Annotated in this window: 9 protein-coding genes; 5 read left to right on the top strand and 4 right to left on the bottom strand. The window is 73.3% G+C overall.

Features of this window, described 5'->3' with window-relative positions; genetic code table 11:
• Nucleotides 1-54: 54 nt before the first annotated feature.
• From selD to ETAA1_RS29505, 3 genes are all read right to left on the bottom strand, one after another.
• Nucleotides 55-1,089 (bottom strand): selenide, water dikinase SelD, encoded by a 1,035-nt coding sequence (selD, locus tag ETAA1_RS29515; protein WP_238389323.1) that lies wholly within the window; start codon nucleotides 1,087-1,089, stop codon nucleotides 55-57.
• Between the two features lie 2 nt (nucleotides 1,090-1,091).
• A complete protein-coding gene (locus ETAA1_RS29510) occupies nucleotides 1,092-1,973 on the bottom strand; it encodes an SDR family oxidoreductase (RefSeq protein ID WP_145244191.1) in 882 nt (293 codons plus the stop codon).
• Nucleotides 1,974-2,078: 105 nt separating this feature from the next.
• On the bottom strand, nucleotides 2,079-2,771 hold the full coding sequence (locus ETAA1_RS29505) for an HAD family hydrolase (RefSeq protein WP_145244190.1): 693 nt from the start codon (nucleotides 2,769-2,771) through the stop codon (nucleotides 2,079-2,081).
• A 106-nt stretch (nucleotides 2,772-2,877) separates the two neighbouring features.
• On the opposite strand from ETAA1_RS29505, the gene ETAA1_RS29500 reads away from it, so the two are divergent.
• From ETAA1_RS29500 to ETAA1_RS33640, 4 genes are all read left to right on the top strand, one after another.
• The gene (locus ETAA1_RS29500; protein WP_202920506.1) at nucleotides 2,878-3,831 is read left to right on the top strand and encodes an EF-hand domain-containing protein; all 954 of its coding nucleotides are present in this window, start codon (nucleotides 2,878-2,880) and stop codon (nucleotides 3,829-3,831) included.
• A 90-nt stretch (nucleotides 3,832-3,921) separates the two neighbouring features.
• A complete protein-coding gene (locus ETAA1_RS29495; RefSeq protein WP_202920505.1) occupies nucleotides 3,922-5,160 on the top strand; it encodes a DNA methyltransferase in 1,239 nt (412 codons plus the stop codon).
• Nucleotides 5,161-5,276: 116 nt separating this feature from the next.
• The gene (locus ETAA1_RS29490) at nucleotides 5,277-7,253 is read left to right on the top strand and encodes a WD40 repeat domain-containing protein (RefSeq protein ID WP_145244187.1); all 1,977 of its coding nucleotides are present in this window, start codon (nucleotides 5,277-5,279) and stop codon (nucleotides 7,251-7,253) included.
• Nucleotides 7,254-7,517: 264 nt separating this feature from the next.
• A complete protein-coding gene (locus tag ETAA1_RS33640; protein ID WP_145244186.1) occupies nucleotides 7,518-12,119 on the top strand; it encodes a VWA domain-containing protein in 4,602 nt (1,533 codons plus the stop codon).
• Between the two features lie 102 nt (nucleotides 12,120-12,221).
• Here ETAA1_RS33640 and ETAA1_RS29480 read toward each other — a convergent pair whose 3' ends face one another.
• Nucleotides 12,222-12,911 carry a metallophosphoesterase family protein gene (locus ETAA1_RS29480; RefSeq protein WP_145244185.1) on the bottom strand — a complete coding sequence of 230 codons (690 nt, stop codon included), beginning with the start codon at nucleotides 12,909-12,911 and terminating at the stop codon, nucleotides 12,222-12,224.
• Nucleotides 12,912-13,021: 110 nt separating this feature from the next.
• Between ETAA1_RS29480 and ETAA1_RS29475 the strand changes: the two genes are divergently transcribed.
• Nucleotides 13,022-16,048, top strand: coding sequence for a PSD1 and planctomycete cytochrome C domain-containing protein (locus ETAA1_RS29475; RefSeq protein WP_145244184.1), 3,027 nt, complete (start codon nucleotides 13,022-13,024; stop codon nucleotides 16,046-16,048).
• The last annotated feature ends 31 nt before the right edge of the window (nucleotides 16,049-16,079 follow it).

Below are 16,079 nucleotides of genomic sequence, written 5' to 3'. Positions count from 1 at the left end.
GAGGGGCACGCGAGTCGATCTGAAGTGGCAGGCTACCCGGGCGCCGGGGTGGTGTCAAACGGTAACCGTGATCCGCCCCGCGCCGCGGCCGCTGATGCGGCCCACGACCGCGCCCGTCACGCCGGCGTCGGCGAGCGCCCGCAGCGTCGCGTCGGCGTCCGGCACCGCGGCGAGGAGGCCGCCGCTGGTCTGCGCGTCGCACAGCAGCAGCCGGTCGGTGTCGGGCACGTCGGCGGCGTAGCTCACCCAGTCGGCGAGGAAGGCGAGGTTGGCCCGGGTGCCGCCGGGGGCGATGCCGGCCGACACGTACTCCCGCGCCGCCGCCAGCACCGGCACCCGCGCCGCCCACACGTCGGCCGTCACGCCGCTGGCCGCGGTCATGTTCCGCAGGTGGCCGAGGAGGCCGAACCCGGTCACGTCCGTGAGCGCGTGCGCGCCGTGTGCCGCGAACACCTCCGAGGCGGCGCGGTTGATCGTGGTCATGACGCCGATCGCTTCGGTGATGGCGCCGCGGGAATCGCGGTCGTTCTTCGCCGCGGTGGTGATGATGCCGAGGCCGAGCGGCTTCGTCAGGATGAGGGCGTCGCCCGGCTGCGCGCCGGCGTTGCTGAGCACGCGCTCGGGGTGAACAGTGCCGGTGACGGCGAGGCCGAAGATGGGTTCCTCGCTCTTGATGGTGTGCCCGCCGACGATGGCGGCGCCGGCCTCCGCGGCGACTTCGTGGGCGCCGGCGAGGATGGCGCCGAGGACGGCGGCGGGGAGCGTGTCGGGGAAGCCGACGATACTGAGCGCGGCGAGCGGCTTGCCGCCCATGGCGTACACGTCGGACAGCGCGTTCGCCGCGGCGACGCGGCCGAAGTCGCGCGGGTCGTCCACGATGGGGGTGAAGAAGTCGGTGGTGAGGACGAGCGCCGTGTCGGCGGTGAGCCGGTAGACGGCGGCGTCGTCGGCGGTGCTGCTGCCGACGAGGACGTTGGGGTCGGTGGTGGGCGGGAGCAGCCCGAGGAGCGGCAGCAGGAAGCCGGGCGGGTGCTTGGCGGCGCACCCGGCCCGCTTGGCCAGCTTCGTCAGGCGGATCGGCTCGGTCACGGTCAGTTCCCCATCACGTTGTAGCCGCAGTCCACGTACAGGATCTGACCCGTCACCGCCGACGCCAGCGGGCTGCACAGGTACAGCGTCGCGTTCGCCACCTCCTCCGGGCCGATCGGCCGGCGCAGCGGCGAGTGCGCCGCCGCGTGCTCGATCAGCTTGTCGAAGTCCTTGTTGATCGCCCGCGCCGCCCGGCTGGCGTACGGCCCCGCCGAGATCAGGTTCACCCGCACGTTCCGGTCGCCCACGAACCACGCCAGCTGCTTCGCGTCCATCTGCAGCGCCGCCTTGCACGTCCCCATGCCGCCGCCGTAGTGCGGCACCACCCGCTCCCCGGCCACGTAGGTGAGGCCGACCACGCTCGCCCCGCCGGGCCGGTTCGCCATGTACGGCGCCGCCGCCCGTGTCAGGCTCACCAGCGAGTACGACGAAATCCCCATCGCCTCGTGGTACGCCTTGCGGCTCGTGTCGATGAGGCTCTTGGTGATCTCCCGGCTGAACGCCACCGAGTGGATCAGGATGTCGATGCCGCCGAACTCCTGGCCGATCGCGTCCACGGTCCCCTTGATGGAGTACTCGGGGAACTTGGCGTAGCGGCGGTCGGCCTTCACCTCGGCGGGCACGTCGTCCATCGTGTCGTAGCTGGCGTCGCACGGCAGCACCTTCACCGGCTTGAACTCGGAGCCGTCCGGCAGGAGGCGGCTGTCGCGGTCGCCGTCGCGGGTGAGGATGCTCTCGACGATGCTCACCATGCGCGGGTGACAGGCCAGCGCCACCTTCGCCCCGGCCGCCTGGAGCGCCTTGGAGATGAACCACGCGAAACTCTCGTTGTCGCCGACGCCGGTGACGAGCGCGATCTTGCCGGACAGGTCGATCGAGGTCATGGACGACTCCCTGGAATTCGATGTCGTTGTTTTACGGCGCTGAGGGGGTGAAGGGGTGAGGGGGTGAAGGGGTGACGAGCACTGCTTGCTCACCCCTTCACCCCCTCACCCCCTCATCTGCTGAGCCGCCCAGATGGTGCGCACGCGGCGCAGGTCCGACAGGTCGGCAAAGGCGTGGTCCGGCTCGCACGCCGTCAGCTCCTCCAGCGGGTGCCACCCGGTCGCCACGGCGACGGCGTTCGCCCCCACGGCGCGGGCGCAGCTCACGTCGAGCGGCGTGTCGCCGACGACCCACACCGCCCGCGGGTCGAAGTCGCGCCCGGCCGTCTGCCGCGCGCTCGCCACGGCGGCGCGGGCCACGTCGTCGCGGTCGTAGTGGTCGTCGCCGAACCCGCCGCAGCGGAAGTGGTGCCACAGGCCGTAGTGCCCGAGCTTCGTCGCCGCCCCGGCGCGGACGTTCCCCGTGAGCAACCCGAGCAGCGTGTTCGGGCACGCCGCCAGCTCCGCCACCAGCTCCGCGACGCCGGGGCACACCAGCCCCGGGTAGCGGCCCAGCGTGTGGGGCAGCTGCGCCAGGTACGCCTCGCGCAGGGTCCGCTCGTTGGCGGCGGTGTCGGGGATGCCGTGGACCCGCAACAAATCGCGGGCGATGGCCCGGTCGGTGCGGCCGCTGTACGGCACGGTGTCTTTGATGTCGCGGACGGCGAACTCGGCCCGGAGGGCGTCTTCCATCGCCGCCTTGCCGGCGCCGCCGGTGCGGACCAGGGTGCCGTCGATGTCGAAGAGGATCACGCGCATGGGCGCATTCTACGGGTCGGGCGTGACACCCGCCCGCCGCGCGGGTACAGTAGCGTCACCCGCCGACTCGCCCGTTCCCGCCCCCCGCCCTCCCCGGGCCCGCCTGATGACCCGCCTCCCCCGCCCCGCCGCCGTCGGCGTCCTGCTCGCCCTGCTCGCCGCCCCCGGGCCGGCCCAGGAGCCGCCGACCCGGAAGGACCGCACCGCCAAGGGCGAGGCGTGGGAGCAGGAGCAGTTCGAGGAGAAGTCGATCGCCCGGGCGGCCGAGCGCGCGGCGAAGGCGGCCGACAACGAGGCCACCCGCTGGCACCGCGAGCTCGGCAAGGCGTACCCCGGCAAGGTCGCCGCCGGGCTGACCGAGGACGACATCAACGCGTGGTACGACCTGCTGGCCGGCGACGCGAAGGAGTGGCGGCGCGACGCGGCCCCGACCCGGCCGCTGGCCGAGCTGTTCGACCGCGCCGCCTCCCGGCTCGAACTCGGGCCGGTGCCGTCGATCCGCCGCGACGAGTTCGCCGGCCTGGCCCGCCGGCTGGCCCGCGACGTGCCCCGGGCGCCGAAGGACGGCGAGCGCCCGCCGGACGCCGACCGCCTGTTCCGGGTGCTCGACCGCGACGGCAGCGGCGAGCTGGAGTCGCCGGAGTGGACCGACCGCCTCCGCGCCGACGCCCGCCGGGCCGACGCCGACGGCAACCGCCGGGTGACGGCCGAGGAGTACCGCGAGTACTTCGACTTCCGGGTGGGGGAGGCGCTGGAGGGGCAGGCGAAGGCGGCCGACGCGCAGGCGAAGGCGGCCGCGACCGCGGCCCGCAAGGGCGGCCTCCCCGCGTGGTTCGACCAGTACGACAAGGACATGGACGGCCAGGTGGGGCTGTACGAGTGGCGCCTCAGCGGCCGCCCGCTGGCCGACTACCGCACCATGGACCTGGACGGCGACGGCCTCCTCCCGCCCGAGGAGTACCACCGCTACGTCCGCCTCGCGGAGGCGGCGGCGAAGGGCGAGCCGCCCGCGGCGGGGCCGCCCCCGCCCGAGCGGCGCGCGGGGATGATGCCGCGGTAATGACGAATGACGAATGACGAATGACCGCAGCAGCCATTCGTCATTCGTCATTCGTCATTACCGCGGCGCCCCGCCGCTAAGATGTCCTCCATGTCCGACGAACCCCGGAAGCGCCGATCACTCAGTCATGTCGGCGGCCGCGCCGACACCGCCGGCCCCCGCGCCGAGGCCGACCTGCTCGCCCACGCCCTCGACGTGGAGCCGTCCACCGACGACGACCGCGACCCGGCGCGCAGCCACGTCCACGGCTTCCACACCTACCCGGCGCGGATGCACCCCACCACCGCGGCCCGGCTCGTGCGCGCGTTTTCGCCGCCGGGCGGCCGCGTCTACGACCCGTTCTGCGGCTCCGGCACGGTGTTGGTCGAAGCGATGCTTGCCGGCCGCGCCGCGCTCGGCAGCGACCTGAACCCGCTGGCCGTGCGCCTGGCCCGCTGCAAGACGCGGCCGCGGACCGAGCCCGAGGTGGAGTACCTGGTCGCTCGCGCCGCCGAGGTGGTGCAGCACGCCGACGACCGCCGCCGCGCCCGCGCCGGCGCCACCCGCCGCTACCCGCCCGAGGACGTGGAGCTGTTCGACCCGCACGTGCTGCTGGAACTCGACTCGCTGCGATCGAAGATCGAGAGCCTCCCCGACGAGCCGACGACGCTGGACCTGGGGCTGGTGCTGTCGGCGATCCTGATGAAGGTGTCGCGGCGGCCGGGGGACACGTCCGGCGGGGTGGTGGTTCGGCGCATCCGGGCGGGGTTCCCGTCCAAGGTGTTCACGCAGAAGGCTGAGGACTGGGCGACGCGGCTGGGGGCGTTCTCGCGGGCGCTGCCGAGCCCGCTGCCGCCGCGCGGCGACGTGAGCCTCGACGACGCGACGGTGCTGAAGGCGCCGCGGGACGGCGTGGCGGACGCGGTGATCACGTCGCCGCCGTACGCGGCGACGTACGACTACCTGTACCACCACGAGCTGCGGCTGCGCTGGCTGAACCTGGACGCGGGGATGATGGTGCGCGGCGAGATCGGCAGCCGGGCGCAATACCGGCGGATGAGCGCGGCGGACGCCCCCGCGGCGTGGGCGTGGGAGCTGTCGCGGTTCCTGAAGGCGGTGCGTCGGGTGCTGAAGCCGGGCGGCCCGCTGGTGCTGGTGGCGGCGGACTCGGCGGTGCGGGACGTGGCGATCCGGGCGGACGAGATCGCGGCGGACGTGTCGCGGGACTGCGGGTTCGAGCCGGTGGCGCGGGCGAGCCAGGCCCGCCCGCACTTCCACGAGCCGAGCGCCGCGGCGTTCCACGACCGCCCGCGGTTCGAGCACGCACTGCTGCTGCGGCGGACGGGATGACGCCGCTCGCGGCGGTGTACCGCCGCGCGCGGCGTCACTCGGGCGCCCGCGGGGCGGGCGCTCGGTTCTTCGTTCGTACCCTTATAACCGCCCGAACTCCCACGCCCAGGTGACCCATGCCCGTCGTCGTCTGCCCCGGCTGCGGCGCCCGCATGACCGCCCACGACGCGGCTGTGGGGAAGAGCGTGAAGTGCCCCGAGTGCCAGACGGCCGTCCCCGTCGGCGCCGCGGAGCCGGCCGACGAGTTCCCGCCGTGGCGCCGCGGACCGGTTGACGACAACGAGCCGGACGACCGTCCGCGGCGCAGGGGGAAGTCGCGGCCGAAGAAGTCAGGCGCCTTGGTCGCCCTGATCGCCGGGCTGCTGGCGGTCGCGGTGCTCGCGGGCGGCGGCTTCGCGGCGTACTGGTTCGGCTTCCGCGACAAGCCCGATGTCCCCGCCCCGGCCGCCCCGGCCGCCCCGGCCGCCGCGACCACCCCGGAGACCCCGGAGGCCCCGGAGCCCCCGTCAAACCCCGGCGACAGCCCCCCCGCCCGGACGACGAAGACGCCCGTGCCGGACGGCTGGATGGTCTACGACGTGCCCGGATGCGGCTTCCGCGTCGCGCTGCCCGCCCCGCCCTCCGAGGAAGCGTACCGGGCCCGGGAAGCGGCCGACGCCAGCGCCACCGGGCGGATGTTCCGCAGCCCCTACGGAGGGTTCGCGGATTCCCCGTCGAAGGTGCTGTGCGCCGTCGGCCGCGTCACCCCGCCTGCGACCGTCCCGGCCGACCGGCGGCGGCGGGAGGGGGTGGAAGCCTTCCGGTCCGACTTCGACTTCCGGAATCGGCCCGGCGCCAAGGTCCTCCGACGGGCCGCGCCGGTCGGTTTGAAGTACCAGGGCAAGGAAGTCGTCGCCGAGACTTCTTCCGGCGACCGCAAGTGGGGCTGGGTCGTCCGCTCGGCCGTGGTCGGCGACGACGTGTTCGTCATGGCCGTGTCGAAGGAGAACGAGCTCCCGCCGGCCGCGATCGTGGACGGGTTCTTCGACTCGCTCGAAGTGACCGGCGGCGCGGACTGGGCGAACAAGCCGGCGCCGAAGCCGGCGGGCACCATCCTGCCGACGAAGACTGTGGCGTACCAGGAGACACTCCACCCGATGCTGAAGACGGTCAGCCTGTCGGCGGACGGCGGCACCGTGGGCGTGTTCGGCCTCGGCAAGTTCGGGGTCGGGAAGAACGGCCCCGGGCTGGCCCCGATGACAGCGTTCTACGACGTGGATTCCGGCAAGCGGGTGGGCGTGCCGATCCTCCAGTTCGAGGGGCACGGGCCGATCGCCGCCGGCGGCAAGACGACCGTCTACGACAACACGTCCGCCGTGTTCGTCCACGACATAGCCACGGGCCAGAAGACCGAGGCCGCCACGTTTGGCCGGTCGCCGGGTCGCTACTCGTTTGCCCCGTCCGGGCGGCTACTGGTGACCGCCCAGAAGTCGACGCTGCGGTTCCAGCCGTGGCCGGCCGGCGCCGCATCGGTGCCGGAGGTGGACGCGGGGAGCCCGGTGTACGGCCTGTCGCAGGTGTTCCAAGGCGGCACCCGCGTCGCGGCCGTGCAGTACGACGCCGACGACGTGGTGGCGCGGGTGTGGGACGTGACGGCGGGCCGGGCGGTCAAAACGGTGCCGCTCAAGCGCCCGCGGAAGACGGGCGACGACCCGGGCGAGCCGGTGCTGGTCGCCGAGGACGGCAAATCGATGGTCGTGCGGACGGAGAAGGATGCGCAGGCGGTGTGGGACCTTAGCACCGGCGAGCGGATGACGTGGTGGGACAACCTGTGGGGCCGGCTGCCGAGCACCCGGCTGAAGCCGATGACCGGCGGCCGCATCCTGTACGCGGTGCAGGGGCGGAAGCGGCTGCCGGAGGGCGGCGGCTGGCGGGACATCCGGCACGTGGTCATCGCCGACCACCGCACGGGCGGCGTGATTCACGACCTGGAGTACCCGCCGGAGGTGACGGACTTCGCCCTGGTGACCGTCGAGTGCACGCCCGACGGGCGGCGGGTGGCGTCGCAGTGCCCGGTGATGCGGAAGGTGTACGTCTGGGACGTGCCGGAGTAGCCCCGTTGCCGCCCGGGGCTTCGCGCCGCGGCGCGAAGCCCCGGGCGGCACAACCCGCCCGCCTCCACCCCGCCCGCACGGTCCGACGGCGCCGGCGGTGCCGGCCGGGGCGCCGGCGCCCGGCGCGCCATCTCACGGATTCCCACAACCCGCCAACGTCGCTAGATCACCGCCGTTACACAGGTTAGACTGGACGGAAGCGGCACGCCGGACCCGGCCCCCGCACGTCTTCGGCCCGTGATTTCCCGAAGGAGCGCCTGGCTCATGACACTCCTGACCCGACTCCGGGTGGTCCCAGCACTGCTGGCCGTCGCCGCCGCCAGCGTCTCGATCGGCACCTCGCTGTTCGGCGACTTCCGCGGCGGCACCGCCAAGACCGCCGTCCCCGTCGAGAATCCGAACGCCCGGCCGGTCGCCGAAGACCTCGCCGTCACCAAGTTCACCAACCTCCCGGCGCTCACCTACAAGAGCACCACCGGCGACACCCTGTTCGCCTGGCAGGTCAAGCCCGAACTCGCCGCCGCCCCCGCCCGGCCGCGCGACATTCTGGTCGTCGTGGACACGTCCGCCAGCCAGGCCGGCCGGCCGCTCCAGCAGGCCCGCCAGATCATCATCGGCCTCGCCGGGGCGCTCGCCGCCGACGACCGCGTCAGCGTGTGGACGGCCAACACCCCCGCCGCCACGCGGAACCTCACCAAGGACTTCCAGCCGGCCACGTCCGACGACGTGAAGGCCGCCGCCGCCGCGCTCACCGAGACCGAGTACGGCTCGGGTGCCACCGACCTGAAGGGCGCGCTCGCCAAGGCGCTCGGCACCGTCGCCCCGAACCGTGGCCGGCAGCAGCTGGTGCTGTTCCTCGGCGACGGCGACAGCTCCTACGACCCGATCAACGAGAGCGACCGCGTCGCCCTCGGCGGCCGGATGGAGCAGAGCGACGTGTTCTTCTTCGCCGTGCCGCTCGGCGTCAAGGTGAACGCCAACAACCTGCACGGCCTCGCGGCCCTCACCGGCGGCACCGTCGTCCGGGTGCAGGAAGACCTGGCCAACGTCAGCAAGCGCGGCGAGTTCGTCGCCCGCCTCAAGACGGCCCTCGACGTGCCGGTGCTGAAGCCCGAGAGCGTCAAGTTCGGGGCCGACGTGGCGGAAACGTTCCCGTCGAAGCTGCCGCCGCTGCGGGCCGACAAGGCCACGCTCGTCATCGGCAAGCTGGCGAAGGCCGCCCCGCGCGTCACCGCCGAGGTGAAGGGCGTCGTCGGTACCCGCGCCGTCACGCTGAGCCTGGGCCACGACCTGCCGGCGCCGCTGCCCGAGCACTTCTTCCTGAACCTGATGTTCGCCCAGTGGCGGGACGCCCCGCACAAGGACGCCCCGGCGATGCTGCAGGCCGACCGGGCGCTGGCCCTGGCGTCCACGCAGATCAGCCTGTACCGCGAGGAGTACATCACGCAGGCCACGTGGGCCGTCAGCCTGAACAAGCTCGACGACGCCACCAAGCTGTACGAGGCGGCCGCGAAGATCGACCCGAGCAACACCGAGGTCGCCACCGGGCTGGCGCTCGTGGGGCGGATGAAGACCGGCCAGATCACCAAGGCCGACATGGACAAGCGGGCCGCGGCGAAGGTCGAGGGCCTGAAGATCGACAAGGCCGGGGCCGTGCGGATGGTCATCCAGGAGGGGGCGAAGGAGCCCGCCGCGCAGCCGCCGGCCGGCGGCCAGCCGGGGCTCACGCCGCGCGCCCAGACGGACCTGATTCAGGAGGCGGCGGACCTGAAGCGCGTCGAGGAGCAGCGGTACCGCGTGCTCGTGGACGCCACCATCCGCCGCGCCCGGGAGAACCTGAAGGTGGACCCGGACGGCGCCTACGCCGAGCTGAAGCGGCAGCGCGACGACATCCAGGCCTACGCCGGCATCGGCGACGCGGCCCGCGGCCGGTACGTCTCGGACCTGACGGCGGTGATGCAGGAGATCTTCCTGAAGGGCGCCGAGATCAAGCGGCAGGCCGCGGCCGAGCGCGACCAGATCGCCAAGACCCGGCAGCGGCTCAACGAGTTCGACCGCCAGCAGGCCGAGGAGGACCGCACGAAGGCCCGCATCGACGCCTTCCGCCAGCTGATGCAGCAGGCCCGGTACGAGCTCGCGTACCAGGAGGCGCAGCTGATGATCCAGGAGCGGGTCAGCCGCGGCCAGACGGTGCCCTCGACGGCCGTCGCCAGCTACATCATCGGCCAGCACGCCACGCAGCTCCGCGAGTGGCGCGAGCTCGTCCGCATCCGGGAGGACCGGTTCCTGCTCACGATGATGCAGGCCGAGAAGAGCCACATCCCGTACCCGGACGAGCCGCCGGTCCACTTCCCGCCGGCGGCCGTGTGGCGGCAGCTGACGGAGGGCGACGGCCAGCGGCCGGGCCGCCGCGACCGCTACGGCAACACCGCCCTCGGCGCCCAGCCGAGCCCGTCGATGCTCCGGCTGCGGAGCATCATCGAGGACGGCCTGCCGGTCGAGCTGCAGGGCAAGGACCTGAAGACCACGCCGCTGCAGGAGGTGCTGGCGGACCTGTCGAAGCGGTACGAGATCACGTTCGTCATCAACCAGAACGCCCCCGGCATGGAAGGGCTGGACCAGAGCACGGCCAACGCCAACAAGCTGAGCGCCAGCACGCTGAACGGCCTGCGGCTCGGCACGTTCCTGGACGTGTACCTCCGCGGCCTCAGCGTGCCGAACATCACCTACGTGGTGCGGCCGGACTACATCGAGATCACGTCCTACGAGGCGAGGTTGACGGACAAGGTCACCACGACGTTCGCCGTGGCGGACCTCGTGATCCCGATCCCGTCGGCCGTGAACCAGGCCACCCTGCAACAGACCCTCGGCGTCCAGCAGCAGACGCTGGCGATCTTCGGGGCGGCGTCGGGGGCGGCCCAGTTCCTCGGCGGCGGCAACTTCCTCGGCGTCGGCGGGAACGGCGGGGCTCAGCCGTTCGGCGGCGGCGGGGCGGCCCCGCCCGGCGGCGGCGGCGGGGCGGGTAACCCGTTCTTCGGCGGCGGCCAGAACGGCCAGGGCGGCATCGTCGGCCTGGGCGGCAACGGCGGCGTCGGCCAGTTCGGCAACCTCGGCGGCCAGTTCGGCCTCCAGGGCGGCACCCAGGAGTCGCTGCTGATCGGCGTCATCGTGGAGACCGTGGCCCGCGGCGAGTGGGACGCCCGCACGATGGGCCTGGCCGGCTACTCCAGCCAGCAGAACCAGGCGCCCGGGGCCGAGGTCGAGGCCTCGTTCCTCGACGCCAAGCAGCAGAACTCGCTCGGCTACTACCCGCCGGCGCACGCCCTGATCGTCCGCGGCACCGGCAAGTACCTGCCCTACGCCGGCACCAAGCTGGAGAAGGTCGGCGGCGGCATGGCCGCGGGCCCGAACCCCAAGGTACTCGTCATCGGGCCGAACACCCCGGTCGCCCCGAAGGCCGTCCAGCCGAAGGCGCCGGCGGCCGTGGCCGCCGGGACGCCGGCCCCGAAGTCGGGCATCGTCAACCCGAAGAACGACGCGGCCCAGCTGGCCAAGTCGCTCGACTCGAACCCGAAGAAGAAGTGGAACCAGGCCGTCGAGTGGACCGTGACCGACCCCGGGCTGATCGTGGCCGCGGCCGACTTCCTGATGGGCTTCGACGAGTACGGCCACGCCGCCGAGGTGCTCAAGGCCGGCATGCGGAAGGGGCTGACGACCGAGGCGTGGACGCACGGCGCGCTGCACGTCGCCCTGCAGATGTCGAACGCCGCCCCCGAGGAAGTCGAGCGGGCGGCGCTGTCGGCCATCGACCTGGACCCGGCCGACCCGGGCGCCTACATCCGCGCGGCGAAGGCCGAGGCGGAGCTCGGCAACCACGACGTGGCGGTGGCGCTGTGCCGCCGGGCCGCCGACCGCGACCCGGACCAGCCCGCGGCTTACGCCAACGCCCTGGCCTACGCCGAGAAGGCCCGCAACGTGTCGCCCGACACGGTGGAGTGGGCCGCCAGCAGCCTGCTGCGGCGCGACTTCGGCCAGACCGACGGGGTGGACTACCACGGCCGGGTGAAGGAACTGCTGCCGCGGTTCGTGGCCCGGTTCGACGCCGCCGGCACCCCGACCCCGGGGCTCCGCCGCACGGTGACCGAGCAGACGCAGCGCGACCTGACGATCGAGCTGCTGTGGCAGGGCGCCGCCGACCTGGACCTGACGGTGACGGAGCCGGGCGGCTCGGTGTGCACGACCCTGACGCCGCGGTCGGTGGGCGGCGGCGTGCTGACCGGCGACCGGATCGAGCAGACGGACGACGGCCGGGCCGAGGCGTACACCGCGGCCAGCGCGTTCAGCGGCGTGTACCGGGTGACGGCGCGGACGGCGTTCGGCCGGCCGGTCGGCAACACGGCCACGCTGAAGATCACGCGGTTCAAGGGGACGCCCCGCGAGTCGCACGACCTGGTGACGATCGACCTGGGCTCGGCGACGCCGGTGGAAGTGCGGCTCGACGGCGGCAGCCGGACGGAGCTGGCCCCGGTGAACCCGGACGTGACGACGCTGCGGACGGCCGCGATGAACGACCGGGCGGCGGTCCCGACCGGCACCCGCGGGTTCGGCGGCGGCGTGGCGGCGGCCGGCAGCGCCTCGACCTCGGCGATGGGGTCGGCGGCCGGCCCGGACGCGCGGCTGCCGCTGGTGGTGCAGCCGTGGGACCAGGTGATCCGCGGGACGGGGGCGTCGGCCGACATCCGGGCGACGTACCGGCTGAACCCGGACCGGCAGACGTACAGCGTGTCGGCGCAGCCGGTGTTCGCCACCGGCGGCCGCGACGTGCGGCTGCCGCGCGTGTCGCTGCTGCCGGGCGGCGGCGACTGACCCGCGACGGTGAGTCGTGACGCGCCGCGGCCCGCCCGGGAAAACCGGGCGGGCCGCGGTGTTTCGTGGGGCCGGTGCCCAACCGGCCCCACGACCGCGGCGTCACCCCTCGTACTCGACGCGCCCCTCGCGGCGCTTGCCCATCAGGTTCACCTGCCAGTAGCGACCACTCGCCGCGTCGAGGCACGTCAGCCATCCGCCGCCGTGCGCGTGCGTGTCGATGCACACCGCCCCCGGCACCACCTTCGGCACGCCGCCCTTCTGCGACGTGTGGCCGCACACGATCGTCTTCCCCGACACGTGCCGCATCGCGGGCGGCAGGAAGTCCCAGTACAGCGACTCCTCCGGCTGGTCGCCGAGCGCGAACCCGCACAAGACCCCGGCGTGGACGAAGATGTGGGTGTCGGTCTCGAAGTACGGCGCGAGCTGGTATTCGAGGAAGTCCCAGTGCTCGGCCGGCACGTCGGCGAGGGTGCCCGAGCGACCGGGAGCTGCGCCGTAGGAGCCGAGCGTCTGGAGGCCGCCGACGCTGAACCAGTCGGCGGACGCCCCGGGGTCGCCGCTGCGGGCGGCGAGCATCATCAGCTCGTGGTTCCCGCGGAGGCACACGAGCCGCGTACCCTCGCGCTTCATGCGAATCAGCCGGTCGAGGACGCCGCGGCTGTCGGGGCCGCGGTCCACGTAGTCGCCGAGGGTGACGACGGTGTCGTCGGCGGTCGGGGCGACCCACGCGAGCAGGTCGTCGAGCATGAGGGAGCAGCCGTGAACGTCGCCGATCGCCAGGACGCGCATGCGGGGTGCTCCGGAGTCCGCTCTATCGTACCGGCCGGGGCGCTTCCCCGCCGCGCCCGGCGCCGGTAAACTGACCTCATCCCGCCCCCCGGCACGTCGAGGCTCCGCCGATGCTCGGTCTCTCCCCCCGGCTGCTGCCGCTCGCCGCCCTCGTCGCCCTCGCCGTCACCGCGACCGCGCAGCCGCCCGACCACGCCGCGAAGATGGCGAAGGGGACGGAGCTGTTCAAATCGGCCGTGCGCGACGTGCTGGCGAAGAAGTGCCAGAGCTGCCACAGCGGCACCCGCGTCGAGGGCGAGTTCGACCTCGGCACCCGCGAGGCGCTGCTGAAGGGCGGCGCCGGCGGCCCGGCCGTGGTGCCCGGCGACCACAAGAAGAGCCTCCTGTACCAGCTCGTCGCGCACCAGCGCGAGCCGCACATGCCGCACGAGCGGGCCAAGCTCCCCGCCGCCGACATCGCCCGCATCGCCGAGTGGATCGACCTCGGCGCCCCCTACGACCGCCCGCTCCTCGGCCAGGACGCCGCCTCCGCCTGGACGCGCAAGGTGGTCGCCCCCGAGGCCCGGCAGCACTGGGCGTTCCAGCCGCTGAAGCGCCCCGCGGCCCCGGCCGCGATCGACGCCTTCGTGCAGGCGAAGCTGAAGGAGAAAGGCCTCGACCTCGGCGCGCCGGCGGAGCCGCGCGTGCTGCTGCGGCGCGTCTACCTCGACCTGATCGGCCTGCCGCCGACGCCCGAGCAAATCGACGCCTTCGAGAAGGACCACTCGCCGGCCGCGTTCGAGAAGGTGGTGGACGAACTCCTCGCCAGTCCGGCCTACGGCGAGCGGTGGGCGCGGCACTGGCTCGACCTCGTGCGGTTCGCCGAGAGCCACGGGTTCGAGCACGACTACGACCGGCCCACGGCGTACCACTACCGCGACTTCGTCATCAAGGCGCTGAACGCCGACCTGCCGTTCGACACCTTCACCCGCTGGCAGCTCGCCGGTGACGAACTCGCCCCGACCGACCCGCTGGCCGTGATGGCCACCGGCTACCTCGCCGCCGGCGTCCACAGCACGCAGATCACGCAGAACGAAGTGGCCAAGCACCGCTACGACGAGCTCGACGACATCGTGGCCAACGTCGGCACCACGTTCCTGGGCCTGACCGTCGGCTGCGCCCGCTGCCACGACCACAAGTACGACCCGGTCCCGGCGCGCGACTACTACCGCATGGTGAGCGCGTTCACGACCGCGGTGCGGACGGAGATGGAGTTCGACCTGGAGCCGGAGAAGTACCGCCGCGACAAGGCCGCGTTCGACGCCGCCCACGCCCCGCTCGCCGCGGCGGTCACGAAGTACGAGGCCGAGGAGCTGCCGGCCAAGCTCGCGGCGTGGGAGACGGCCCGCGGTGACACCCCGCTGTCATTCCCGTGGGTGTTGCCGGAAATCACCGGGCTCACGTCGGCCGGCGGGGCGACGACCACGAAGCAGGGCGACGGTAGCGTTCTGGTCACCGGCAAGAACCCGACGACGGAGAACTTGAAGTTCACGCTCGTCACCACCGAGACGGGCGTGAAGGCGCTCCGGGTGGAAGCGCTGACGCACCCGTCGCTGGTGCGCGGCGGGCCGGGCCGCGCCACGAACGGCAACTTCGCGCTGTCGAACGTGCAGGTGCAGGCGGCGCCGAAGGACAAGCCGGCGGAGGCGAAGCGGGTGAAGCTGACGGCCGCCCGCGCCACCTTCGAGCAGAAGGGGCTCGGGGTCGCGGATGCGATCGACGGCAACGTGAACAGCGCGTGGGCGATCGACCCGCAGTTCGGCAAGGACCACGCCGCCGCGTTCGCGTTCGAACAGCCGGTCGGCTTCCCGGGCGGCACGGTGTTCACGGTCACGCTCGCGTTCAACAACAACACCGGGCACGGCATGGGCCGCCCGCGCCTGGCCGTCAGCACCGACGCCGGTGCGAATCTCACCGCCCCCGCGGCGACGGAAGCGGTTCGCGCCGCGTTCGCCGCCAAGGAGCGCACGCCCGCGCAGACGGCGGCGCTGCTGGCGTGGTTCGCCCCGCAGGACGCCGGCTGGCGCGAGCGGAACAAGGCCGCGGCCGACCACCTGGCGAAGGCTCCGAAGCCGAACCTGACGAAGGCGCTTGTCACCAGCGAGGGGCTGCCGCCGATCCGGCTCCACTCGCAGGGCGACGACTTCCTGAAGGAGACGCACTACCTCCGCCGCGGCGACGCGGCGCAGAAGGACGGCGTGGCCGACGTGTCGTTCCTCCAGGTGCTGATGCCCGCGGCCGACGCCCAGGCGAAGTGGCTGACGCCGCCGCCGGCCGGCAGCCGCACCCGGCACACCCGCGCCGCCTTCGCCCGCTGGCTCACCGACGCCGACGGCGGCGCCGGCAACCTCGTGGCGCGCGTCATCGTGAACCGCCTGTGGCAGCGCCACCTCGGCCGCGGCATCGTCCCCACGGTGTCCGACTTCGGCGTCCGCGGCGAGCCGCCGTCGCACCCCGAGCTGCTGGACTTCCTGGCGTCCGAGCTGGTCCGCGGCGGCTGGAAGCTGAAGCCGATCCACCGGCAGATCGTGCTGAGCCGTACGTACCAGCAGGGCTCGGGCCGCGACGCGGCGAAGGAGAAGGCCGACCCGGACGGCCGGCTGTTCGGGCGGTTTCCGGTGCGGCGGCTGGAAGCGGAGGTGATCCGGGATAGTATTCTGAGCGTCGGCGGCATCCTCGACTCGACGCCGTTCGGGCCCGGCAGCCTGAACGACGGGATGACCCGGCGCAGTGTTTATTTCACGATGAAGCGCAGCCGCCTGATCCCGGCGCTGACGGTGTTCGACGCCCCCGACGGCACGGCCGGCGTGGGCGAGCGGCCGAGCACGACCGTCGCCCCGCAGGCACTCCACCTGATGAACAACCCGCAGGTGCGGGCCGCGGCGAAGGGGCTGGCGAGGCGGGCGCTGGCGGCCGGCGACGACGCGGCGGTGGCGACGCGCGCCTACCGGCTGGCGCTGGGCCGCGCCCCGAGCGCGGGCGAGTTGGCCGACGCGACGGCGTTCCTCCGCGGCACGACCGGCCCGTCGCGCGAGGCGGCCGCGGCCGACTTCTGCCAGGTGCTGTTCTGCCTGAACGAGTTCTTGTACGTAGAGTAACTGCGCGGTTCTGTTGCCGCTTGCGGCTTGG

Source organism: Urbifossiella limnaea, from assembly GCF_007747215.1.
In the GTDB taxonomy this organism is placed as follows: Bacteria; Planctomycetota; Planctomycetia; order Gemmatales; family Gemmataceae; genus Urbifossiella; species Urbifossiella limnaea.
Note: the sequence above shows the minus strand (reverse complement) of the source record. Positions and strands in the feature narration are given on the sequence as shown.